At 73.2% G+C, this 11241-nt stretch carries 9 protein-coding genes; 8 read left to right on the top strand and 1 reads right to left on the bottom strand.

The window, feature by feature from the left end:
- The first annotated feature begins 200 nt into the window (after positions 1 to 200).
- The 5 genes from FB457_RS09175 (at position 201) to FB457_RS09195 (ending at position 6721) form a co-directional block, all read left to right on the top strand.
- A complete protein-coding gene (locus tag FB457_RS09175; protein WP_253911468.1) occupies positions 201 to 1508 on the top strand; it encodes a hypothetical protein in 1308 nt (435 codons plus the stop codon).
- Positions 1505 to 3577, top strand: coding sequence for a polysaccharide pyruvyl transferase family protein (locus tag FB457_RS09180; protein ID WP_047018675.1), 2073 nt, complete (start codon positions 1505 to 1507; stop codon positions 3575 to 3577). The genes FB457_RS09175 and FB457_RS09180 overlap by 4 nt, the downstream gene beginning before the upstream one ends.
- 179 nt (positions 3578 to 3756) lie before the next feature.
- Positions 3757 to 4212, top strand: a complete 456-nt coding sequence (locus tag FB457_RS09185; protein ID WP_078898730.1) for a GNAT family N-acetyltransferase — start codon at positions 3757 to 3759, stop codon at positions 4210 to 4212.
- A gap of 114 nt (positions 4213 to 4326) precedes the next feature.
- The gene (locus FB457_RS09190; RefSeq protein WP_253911467.1) at positions 4327 to 5523 is read left to right on the top strand and encodes a globin domain-containing protein; all 1197 of its coding nucleotides are present in this window, start codon (positions 4327 to 4329) and stop codon (positions 5521 to 5523) included.
- 676 nt (positions 5524 to 6199) lie between these two features.
- Entirely contained in the window at positions 6200 to 6721 is a 522-nt protein-coding gene (locus FB457_RS09195; protein WP_047018672.1) for a DUF5709 domain-containing protein, read from the top strand.
- Positions 6722 to 6784: 63 nt separating this feature from the next.
- Here the strand turns inward: FB457_RS09195 and FB457_RS09200 are convergent, their stop codons facing one another.
- Positions 6785 to 7561: a DeoR/GlpR family DNA-binding transcription regulator gene (locus FB457_RS09200; RefSeq protein WP_078898728.1), complete on the bottom strand. Its 777-nt coding sequence runs from the start codon at positions 7559 to 7561 to the stop codon at positions 6785 to 6787.
- A 414-nt stretch (positions 7562 to 7975) separates the two neighbouring features.
- On the opposite strand from FB457_RS09200, the gene FB457_RS09205 reads away from it, so the two are divergent.
- The 3 genes from FB457_RS09205 (at position 7976) to FB457_RS09215 (ending at position 11237) form a co-directional block, all read left to right on the top strand.
- Positions 7976 to 9052, top strand: coding sequence for an ABC transporter substrate-binding protein (locus FB457_RS09205; protein WP_047018670.1), 1077 nt, complete (start codon positions 7976 to 7978; stop codon positions 9050 to 9052).
- Between the two features lie 92 nt (positions 9053 to 9144).
- Complete coding sequence (locus tag FB457_RS09210) at positions 9145 to 9990, top strand: ATP-binding cassette domain-containing protein (protein ID WP_047018669.1); 846 nt, start codon at positions 9145 to 9147, stop codon at positions 9988 to 9990.
- The gene (locus FB457_RS09215; RefSeq protein WP_078898488.1) at positions 9987 to 11237 is read left to right on the top strand and encodes a sugar ABC transporter permease; all 1251 of its coding nucleotides are present in this window, start codon (positions 9987 to 9989) and stop codon (positions 11235 to 11237) included. Before FB457_RS09210 ends, FB457_RS09215 begins: the two co-directional genes overlap by 4 nt.
- Positions 11238 to 11241 lie beyond the last annotated feature (4 nt).

Below are 11241 nucleotides of genomic sequence, written 5' to 3' on the forward strand. Positions count from 1 at the left end.
GGCCGCGGGCCACGGCCGGGCGCGTACCGCCCGGGCACCGTCCGACCCTACCCGTACCCCCGCGGGGGGCCGTCGGGTGCCGCATTCTGCGCCCGCGACCTGAGCTTCGCGCAGTGTTCATCTCACGTCTGCCACGTGGCCAAACCGGGCCTCGGCGGCTGCGGAACAGTCGCACCCTGTTCGCACGAACCGGGAGCACGATGAAGAGTCCGCGATCCAGACCGTCCCGCCGGGCGCGGGCAGAACAGGCGCTCGCGCTCGCGGAGTGCGCCCGCGTCTGCACCGGATACCTGGCCGGGCTGACGGCCGAGGAGGACGCCGCGGCCCCGCCGCCGGCCGGCGTCGGCCCGGGGCCCGCCCGTACGGCCCTGGTGGCGGCGCTCGGCGAGCTGCTCGGCACCGCGCCGCCGCCGCGCCGCGAGCCGGTCGGCGCGGAGCTGTTCGAGACCCTGCTGCGGGCCGGCGACCGCGCGGTGGAGACGGGCGGCGAGCGGGAGTTGCTGCTGGCGGTGGCGCTGGCCGACACGGGCGTCTCGCTGCGCGCGAAGTCCCGCGCCGCGTGGCGGCTGCGCGCGCGGGCGCTGGACGCGCTGGGGCACGCGGCCGCGGCGACGGAGGCGTACGAACGGACGCTGGCGCTGGGCAGCACGCACCCGGAGACGCCCGTGCTGCTGTCGATGGCCCGCGAGAAGCGCACGTGCCTGGCGACGGCGGTGGGGCTCTTCCCGGCGGACACGGCCGGGGGCCGGGAGACCGGCGCGGGACAGGAGACCGGCGGGCCGGAAGCCGGAGCGGCATCGGCCGCCGCCGGGCCGGCGTTCGCGTCGGCCGTCGGGGCCGAGGCGATGCCCGGGGTCGTGCGGGAGGCGTTCACCGCGTACGTCACGGAGCAGATGGGCCGGTACGGGGCCGGGGACGCGCGGGTGCGCGAGCTGGCCGGGGCGTACGGGACGTACTGCCGGATCCTCGACCAGGGCCGCATGGCCGATCCGCTGCTCGCGGGCGCCCGCCCCGTCAGCGTCGCCGACTTCCGCGGCCTCGTCGCCGGGAAGACGGCCTGCGTCGTCGTCGGGCCGGGCCGGTTCGAGGAGGCGGGCGACTACGAACTCGTCGTCCGGTGCGACGACTTCCGCGGCGGCGAGCGCGCCGACGTGCACGCCGTCGCCGATCCGGCCAGCGCGTCGTGGCACCGGCCGGCCGGCGTCCGGCTGCTCTTCGCCGACCCCGGCGAGACCTGGCGGGAGACGGTCAGGCGCGCGGTGCCCGGCGCGCAGGACGGGCTCGGCGACGCCTCGCTGCGCCGCCCGCTCCAGGACCCGGCGCTGCTCGGCGACGGCGGCTGGGGGCCGGAGACCAGCGCCGCGTTCACCGTGCTGCGGCTGCTGGACCACCTCGACGTCAGCCCGCGGCTCGACGTCCACGGCGCCGGCCGGCTGCGGCCGGAGGAGCGCCGCTGGATCACGTCCCGGGCGAAGGACCGTACGAAGACGAGGACCGCCCTGCGATGATCCCTTCCTCCCCCCGCTCCCCCGCCGGCGCCCCGGCGTCCCCCGCCCCCCGCGCGCTCCCCGGCCCGGTCCCGCCCCTGGCCGCAGGGGCCGGCCGCCCCGCACCGGCCGTGGCGGCGGCCGCCCGCCGCGCGCCCCGCGTCGCCTTCGTCTGCCGGGCCGACGCCGCCGACCCCGGGCACGCCGCCGGGCTGCCCGCCCTGCTCCGCAGCCTCGCGCTGGCCAACCCCGGCGTCTGCGAGGACTTCCTGCTCCGCCACGACGGCCTGCCGGACGACGTCCTGGCCGCGGCCCGCCGGCTGCACCCCCGGATCGTCGAACTCCCCGCCGGGGGCGGCGAGGCGGGGGCCGCCCCGGACCCGTACGACGACCTCACGGGCGCGTACGACGACCTCATAGAACTGCACCCCCGCTGGCTCGTGGCCGCCGACCTCGCCGTCCTGCGCGACCCGTCCGACGAGACCCGCGCCCGCTACGAGCTGACCGACGAGCGGTTCTGGCGCGCGTACTGCACCCTGCCCGCCCACCGCCAGCACCCCGACCTGCTCCTCCACTACGGCCCGCCCCTCCTGCGGCTGCGGCCCACCACCGACCTCGCCCGCCGCACCGCACTCGGGCTGCGCACGATCGGCGCCTACGAGGAGGCCGTGGAGGCCCTGTCCACAGCCCGCTCGCAGGCCAACCAGCCGCGCTTCCACGATGCGATGGGCACCGCGCTCATGGCCGTCTCCCGTTACGACGAGGCCGAGACACACCTGCTGCTCGCCGCCGCGGCCCCCGAGCTGGCGCCGAAGGCGTTCAGCCAGCTCGCCCGGCTGGCCTGGATGCGCGGCGACGAGGAGCGGTCGAAGGCGTACGCGCGCGAGGGCCTGGACGCGGAACCGACCAACCGCACCTGCAAGGCGCTGCTCCAGGGCGGCTACGGGCTGCCGGAGTTCGCGGCCCACCGGGGGGAGGCGTCGGTCGTCTCCACGCAGCTCGCACACGCCGCCGCGTACGCCACAGGACAGGAGAACGCCGGCGACAAGATCCTCCCCGAGGCCGTCCGGCTCTGCTTCGGCCAGGACGCCTCCGCACGCAGGTGGCACCCGGTCCCCGTGCACCGGCTCTTCGACGAGGAGGCGCTGGCGGAGGTCAACGCGCGCCGGGGGCTGGTCGTCGGCGGCGGCGGGCTGTTCCTGCCCGACACCTGGCCGAACGGCAACAGCGCGTGGCAGTGGAACGTGCCGGACGAGCTGCTGGCGCGTATCGACGTGCCGCTGGCGGTCTTCGCCGTCGGCTACAACGTCTTTCCCGGCCAGTCCTACCGCCGCAGCCGCTTCCGGGAGAGCCTCGCGGCGCTGGTGGATCGGTCGGCGTTCTTCGGGCTGCGCAACCGCGGGTCGGTGGAGCGGGTGCGCGAGCTGCTGCCGGAACGGCTGCGCGAGAGGGTCGCGTACCAGCCCTGCCCCACCACCCTCACCCGGCTGCTGCAGCCGGGCTGGGACGACGGCGAGGTGGAGCGCGCCGACACGGTGCTGGTCAACTGCGCGTACGACAGGGCGGGGATGCGCTTCGGCGACGGCTATCCGCGGTTCCTGGACGCGATGGCGCGGGCGGTGCGGGCGCTGCGCGAGCGGGTGGACGTGCGGGTGGCGGCGCACATGACGGCGGACGAGCAGTTCGCGCACGACCTGCGCCGGGAGCACGGGATCACGCTGCCGGTGGACGCGCTGTACGACCTCGGGAACGACGCGATCCGCGCCGCGTACCGGCGGACGCGGCTGGTGATCGGGATGCGCGGGCACGCGGGGATGATCCCGTTCGGCTGCGGCACGCCGGTGCTGAGCCTGGTGTCGCACCCGAAGCTGGCGTACTTCCTGGCCGACATCGACCGCCCGGAGTGGGGTGTGCGGGTGGACGACGAGCGGCTGGCGGAGGTGCTGGTGGAGCGGGCGGAGGCGGTGCTGGACGACCACGGCGCGGCGGTGGCGGACGTGCTGGACCGGCAGCGGGTGCTGTGGAAGGTGACGCGGGAGAACCTGGCGGAGCTGCGGCCGGCGCTGGGGCTGCAGGGCGGGACGCCGTAGGCGGGCCCGGGGCGGGGAATGCCCGGGGGCGTACGCCTGGTCCGGAGCGCCTCACACCTCGTACGGCGTGGGAAACGCCGTGGTCGCGCGGGGCCTGGCCCGGTTAGATTCCGGGCATGAGGATACGTACAGGAGGCCCGGCCGACGTCCCCGCCATGCTCGCGCTGCTCGACGGGGCGGTGGCGTGGCTGACGGGGCAGGGGCGGACCGGCCAGTGGGGCACGGAGCCGTTCTCCGGCCTGCCCGAGCGGGTGGCGCAGATGGAGGAGTACGCGCGCGACTTCCTGGTGCGGGTGGCGGAGACGCCGGCGGGCGGGGTCGCGGGGGTGTGTGTGCTCGCGGACGAGCCGCAGTCGTTCGTGCCGGCGGCCGGGGAGCCGGAGTTGTACGTCCGGCTGCTGGTGACGGACCGGGCGCTGCGCGGCGCCGGGGTGGGCGCGGCGCTGGTGGCGGACGCGCGGGCGGAGGCGGTGCGGCGGGGTGTGGGGCTGCTGCGGGTGGACTGCTTCGGGGGCGGCGACGGGGCGCTGGCGCGGCAGTACGAGCGGCTGGGGTTCACGCCGAGCGGGACGTTCGCGGTGGAGCGGCCGGGGCGGCCGGTGTGGCCGGGACGGCTGCTGGAGATCCGCCTTTGAGGCGTGCGTCCTCCTTGGTGGGGCCCGGGCGGAACAGACATTCGGTGGCGACTTGGGAAACTTGTTCGAGGCCGTGTTGAAGAAGTGACCCATGGGTCAGTACCGTCCGTGTGCGTGGATGCAAACGAGCGAATCCGGGCGAGTTTTGCCCGAGTTGAACGCAGAGCCGACCATGTCGCCAAGTACTTCTATTCGCATCTGTTTGCCCGCAATCCGGGGGTCCGCGAGCTGTTTCCCGCGGACATGTCCGAGCAGCGTGACCGCCTCTTCGCCGCCCTCACCCACGTCGTCCAGCGCCTCGACGACCCCGGCCTGCCCCGCTACCTCGCGACGCTGGGACGCGACCACCGCAAGTTCGACGCCCGCCCCGAGCACTACGCGGCGGTCGGCGAGAGCCTGATCGCGGCGCTGCGCTTCGGGCTGCCGAACACCTGGGACGAGGAGACCGAGCAGGCGTGGCTCGGCGCGTACAAGATCCTCTCCGAGGCGATGATCGGCGGCAGCGAGGAGGCCGACAAGCGGCAGGCGCCGCGCTGGTGGGACTGCCGGGTCGTGGCCCGGCACGCGGCCGCGCCGGGCGTCACGGTCCTCACCCTGCTGCCGGACCGGACCCTGCCGTACGCGGCGGGGCAGTTCGTCAGCGTCTCCACGCCGAAGGTGCCGCGGGTGTGGCGCCCGTACTCCATAGGCTGCGCCCCGCGCGCCGACCGTACGATCGATCTGCACGTCAGCCGGGTCGACGGCGGCCTGCTGAGCCCGGTGCTGGTGGATCGGACGGCGCCCGACGACACCCTCCGCCTGGGCTCCCCGGCGGGCACGGCGGTGCTGCCGAAGCGCGCGGGCCAGCCGGTGACGTTCATCGCGGCGGGCACGGGCTGGGCCCCGGTCCGGGCGCTGCTGGAGGAGATGGTGCACCGCTGGACGCCGACCACGGCCCGGCTGTTCCTGGTCGCCCGCAGCCCCGCGCACCTGTACGACCCGGAGGCCGTGGACGCGCTGCGGAAGCACCACTCGTGGGTGGACGTCACGGTGATCACCCCGGAGGGCATGGAGCGCCAGGGGGCGACGGCCCACCGCCTGGAGGCGGCCCTGTCGGCGCACAGGGACTGGGCGAAGCACCGGGTGTACGTGTCGGGTCCCGCGCAGTTCATCGCGGAGGTACGGGAGTTGGTGCGGGGGTACGGAACGCCACCGGAGCAGATCGCCCACGACCACGTACCGTCGCCGGAGCGGGCCTCCCGGGAGCCGGGCCACTCGGCGTGGTTCTTGCACCCGTCGCAACCGCAATGGATCAACCCGGCGGACCGCTGAGGAGGGGCGAATAGTCCGGGAGCACATGCGACTTCGCGAGTGCCAAGGAACGGGGTTGAGACGGCTGGGGCGGGTGCGGCGCGTGGGGCGGTCGGAGGCCGGGCGTGCGGCGGTGCGGGGCGGCGGACGGGCTCCCATCCGCGGGCGGCAGGCAGACGCCGCTGCTCGCGGAGGTCGGGAGCGACGGGGGCGGAAGCGCCGGCGGGCGGTGGGCGGAATCCGGCGCCGGGCGAGGCACGTCCGCGCGCCGCACGGCGCCGGGGGCGTGGAGCGGCAGCCGCCGGCTCTTCGTCGCCGGACTGCCCGGCGTCGCGGGGAGGGCGGGCGTCGGGGTGGACGATCTCGTATACGCACGGCCCCACGCCACGCACCACAGCCACCCCGACGCCGTCCCCCGCACCCGGCCCACACAGACACGTCGTACCAGCTCAGCGCCCTGACGCCTCCGCGATGTCAGACCAGGCGCATACCCTTGGGTGGGTGTGAGGGGACGTACGGGAAGGGGCGCATCAGACCCGGCGCATACCTTGGGTGGGCGTGAGGGGAGATGGGGGCGCACCCCGCCACCCATTCGCCTCACCCCCGCCCCCGCCACCCGATCGCCCCGCCCAGGTATCCCCGCCCCCACGTCCCGCCGAGGATGACCCCAGCGGGATTTTCTCCACAGGAGGCGCGTGTGACGGGCAGCGACGGCGAAGAAGACAGCGCCGCTGGCGACGAGGTCTACCAGCCCTACGCCTCCGGCGCGCCCGGTGACGGTTCTCAGGACGACGAAGGGCTGCTGCCGCCCGAGGACACCCTCGACGGGTTCATCGACCCCCTCGACGAGGGCTACTCCCCGCCCGAGAAGCCCCGCGGGGTCGAGCACACCGGCGTCACCGCCGCAGAGCAACGCCGCGGTGAGTCCCTGGACGAGCGGCTCGCCGAGGAGATCCCCGATCCGCCCCTCCTCCCCGACGACGACGGCATCGGCGACGCCGCCGACACCGACGGCGAGCTGATCGACGAAGAAGTCGGCGATCGCCGAGCCGGCCGCCTCGTCGCCCCCGACGAAGGCGCCCACGACGACGAGGAAAAGGACATGATCGCCTCAGACGCGGGCATCAACGGCGCCGCCGCCTCCGCCGAGGAAGCCGCCGTCCACGTCGTCGACGAAGAATACGCATACCAGGACGAGACCCCCGACGACCGCTCCTGAAACCGACCACCACCCCCACCCCCCCCACCCCCGCAATCCCGCAATCCCGCAATCCCGCCACCCTCACTCCGGGTGCGCCACCAGCACCTCCACCCCGTCCGCCTGCAGTGCGTCCAGATCCGCCGGCGGGATCCCCGAGTCGACGATGACCAGGTCGAAGGCCGTCACCGGGGCGAGTTGGTACAGGCCGTGGCGGCGGAACTTCGTGTGGTCGACCAGGAGGATCTTGCGGGCGCACGCCTCCATCAGCGCACGCTTGACCGCCACCGTCTCCTGCGACTGGTGGTAGCAGTGGCCCCGGGTGATCGCCGTCGTGGAGGCGAAGAGGGTGTCCGCATACAGGCTCGTGACCGCGTCGACCGTGCGCAGGCCGAGGAAGGCGTCGTACGCGGGGTAGTAAGTACCGCCCAGCGATATCAGCTCGATACCCGGGCTGCCGGCGAGGACCTGCGTGACCGGCACGAAATTGGTGATGACCGTCAGCGGCGCCTGCTGGGTGAGCAGGCGGGTCAGGGCCAGGGCAGTGGTGCTGTCGTCGATGATGACCGACTGGCCGGACTTGACGAGCGGCAGCGCCGCGCGGGCCAGGGCGTTCTTCTCCGCCGTCATCGCCTGGGTGCGGTGGCGTACGTCGCCGTGGAAGGCGGTCGAGGGCTGGGCGGTGGCGCCGCCGCGGACCTTGCGGAGCCAGCCCCTGCTCTGCAGGTGGTCGAGGTCCCGGCGGATGGTCATGGGAGTCACGCCGAGTTCGTCCGCCAACTGCTCGATGCGGACGAACCCTTCGTCCACGACGCGGCCTTTGATACGGTCTCTTCGCTCCCGGGGCTTTCGCCCGCTCATGTCGGCCGGCTGCCGGGTCTCTGCCCCCATGGAAACTCCTGTTCTCTTTCTGTGAAGTGAACATTCCCGTATCCGGACGACGCGCACCGCTCAGGGCTGCATACGCGACGGACGGCGACGCGGCTGCCTGCACTGTCACAGCCCCCCACCGCATCGGCCATCGACCCGATGTTAACCGCCCCTGATCGAGCGAACACTCAAAGGGGTGCACGAGCGGGGTCCATTGTTCATTTTCTGAGGCCCGTTGACACGAATGAAACATCCGAGTTTCGTGTGCGTCGCCTTCCAAGCGCCCGCCGGGCGCCCACCGAGGCCACCACGCCAAGGGCACGACACCGAGGGCACAGCGCACAGCGCCCCCGCGCCCCACCGCAGCCAGCGCCCACGGGCAAGGACACGAGCAAGGAGTGGAACATGAGACGACTGGCCAGTTTTGCTCTCGCCGGCATCCTCGCCACCGGCGCACTGACCGCCTGCGCCGAGGAGCCCGGCAGTCCGGGTGACGACGGCGAGGGCGGCGGCACCGGGGCAGGGAAGGTCGCGTTCCTCATGCCCGACCTGGCCTCCACGCGCTACGAGCAGTACGACGCCCCGCTCTTCAAGAAGCGGATGGGCGAGCTCTGCGACGAGTGCAAGGTCATCTACCAGAACGCCGACAGCGACGCCGCCCTCCAGCAGCAGCAGGCCAACTCCGCCATGGCGCAGGGCGCCAAGGTCATCGTCCTGGACCCGGTGGACTCCGAGTCCGCGGCGACCATCGTGCAGACCGCGCAGTCGCAGGGCGTCAAGGTCATCGCGTACGACCGGCCGATCCCGACCAAGCCCGCCGACTTCTACGTCTCGTTCGACAACGAGGCCATCGGCGAGTCCATCGGCCAGTCGCTCGTCGACCACCTCGACAAGGAGTCCGCCGAGGGCGGCATCCTCCAGGTCAACGGCTCGCCGACGGACGCCGCCGCCGGGCTGATCAAGAAGGGCATCCACAACGCCGTCGACGACAGCGGCTACAAGCTCCTCGCCGAGTACGACACCCCGGACTGGTCGCCGGAGAAGGCCCAGCAGTGGGTGAGCGGCCAGATCTCGCAGTACTCGGGACGCATCGCCGGGGTGGTCGCCGCCAACGACGGCACCGGCGGCGGGTCGATCGCCGCGTTCAAGGCGGCCGAGGCCCAGGTCCCGCCGGTCACCGGCAACGACGCCGAGCTTGCGGCCGTTCAGCGGATCATCGCGGGCGACCAGTACAACACCATCTCCAAGCCGATCAAGACCGTCGCCGAGGCCGCCGCCGAGGTCACGTACGCCTTCATGCAGGGCGAGAAGCCCAAGGCCGACACCGAGCTCTTCGACACGCCGTCCCAGCTCTTCGAGCCGACCGTCGTGACGCAGGAGAACCTCAAGGAGGTCATCTTCGGCCCGGACGGCGTGCTGAAGGCCGAGGACGTCTGCACCCGCGAGTACGCCAAGGACTGCCAGAGCCTCGGGATCGGCTGACCGCACGCGGCTCCGCACCTGGCGGCCTGCACACCCGCAGCCGCCGCACCGAGCGGCTTCCGCGCCCGGCGAAACGAAAGGAAAGGGTCACGATGACAGCCCCCGCCGCCCCGGCCGCGCCCACCGTGCTGTCCCTGCGCGGCGTCAGCAAGCAGTTCGGCGCCGTCGCCGCGCTCACCGGCATCGACCTCGACGTGGCCGCCGGCGAGGTGGTGGCCGTCGTCGGGGACAACGGCGCCGGCAAGTCCACGCTGGTGAAGATCCTGTCGGGGGTCTACACCCCCGACGGGGGCACCATCACCTTCCACGACCGGGAGGTGTCGCTCGGCTCGCCCGCCGACGCGCAGGCCATCGGCATCGCCACCGTCTTCCAGGACCTGGCGCTCTGCGAGAACCTCGACGTCAAGGCGAACCTCTTCCTCGGCCAGGAGCTACGCCCCTGGATGCTGGACGACGTCAGGATGGAGACCCGCTCCTGGGAGCTGCTGCGGGAGCTGTCGGCCCGTATCCCCACCCTCGACGTGCCGGTGGCCGCCCTCTCCGGCGGCCAGCGGCAGACGGTGGCGATCACCCGGGCACTGCTGGGCAAGCCCGAGGTGATCCTCCTCGACGAGCCGACCGCCGCGCTCGGCGTGGCGCAGACGGCCGAGGTGCTGAACCTCATCGAGCGGCTGAAGGGCAACGGCCTCGGCGTCGTCATGATCAGCCACAACATGGACGACGTCCGCGCCGTGGCCGACCGGGTGGCGGTGCTCCGCCTGGGCCGCAACAACGGCGTCTTCGACGCCCGCACCGTCACCTCGGAGCAGGTCGTCGCCGCGATCACCGGCGCGGTGGACAACGTGGTCGCGCAGCGCGCGGCCAGGAGAGCCGCGGCCGGCGAACCGCGGCCGGACGCGGCGACGCGGAATGAGCGGAAAGAGAAGGAACTGCCGTGACATCCCTGGACACTCCGCCGAGCAAGACCACCGACCTGATGGACGAGCGGCTGACGACGCCCCAGGGCATCGGCGACAGCGTCCGCGCCGCCGTCCGCCGCACCCGCGACGGCGACCTGGGCATGCTGCCCGTCGTCGCCGGCATCGTGGTCATCTGGACCATCTTCCAGTCGCTGAACCAGACCTTCCTGTCCAGCACCAACCTGGTGAACCTGGCCTTCGAGATGGTGCCGCTTGGCGTCATCGCGCTGGGCATCGTGTGCGTGCTGCTCGTCGGCCAGATCGACCTGTCGGTCGGCTCGGTGAGCGGCGTCTCGGCCGCGGCCACCGCCGTCGTCATGGTCAAACATGAGCAGCCGATGGTGCTGGCCCTGGCCGTCGCGATCGCCGGCGGCTGTGTGATCGGCTGGCTCTACGGCCAGATACTGAACCGCTTCGGCGTGCCGAGCTTCGTCGTCACCCTGGGCGGGCTGCTGGCCTTCCTGGGCCTGCAGTTGTGGCTGCTGCGCGACCAGAACGCGATCAACATCCCGTACGACTCGCCGCTGGTGAAGTTCGCGCAGGTGTGGTTCGTGCCCGAGACGCTGGCCTACGTCTTCGCGGTCGCGGCGGCCGGCGGCTTCCTCGCCGTCGGCTGGGTACGGGCCCGCAGCCGGCGCCGCGCCGGGCTGTCGTCCGCGTCGATGCAGTGGCTCGGGCTCCGGGCCGGGCTGCTGGCGGCGGCGCTGCTGTTCACGGTCTTCTACCTGAACCGCACCCGTGGCGTCCCCTGGATGTTCATGCTCTTCGTCAGCCTGGTGCTGATGGTGCACTACGTCCTCACCAAGACGAAGTTCGGGCGGTCCCTGTACGCGGTGGGCGGCAACGCGGAGGCGGCCCGCCGGGCCGGCATCGACGTCCGCGCCGTCTACACCTCCGCGTTCGTCATGTGCTCCGCGCTGGCGGCGACCGGCGGCGTGCTGGCCGCGGCGCGGCTGGCGGCGGCGAACCAGTCGACCGGCACCGCGGACGTCAACCTCAACGCCATCGCCGCCGCGGTCATCGGCGGCACCAGCCTCTTCGGCGGCCGCGGTTCCGCGTTCGCGGCGCTGCTGGGCGTGCTGGTCATCCAGTCGATCTCCAGCGGTCTGACGCTGCTGAACCTCGACTCCTCGTACCGCTTCATCATCACGGGCCTGGTGCTGCTCGTCGCCGTCGCCCTGGACTCCGCGGCACGCCGGTCGCGGCAGGCACACGGAAGGGGCTGACGAC

This window comes from Streptomyces sp. CNZ287, assembly GCF_007827615.1.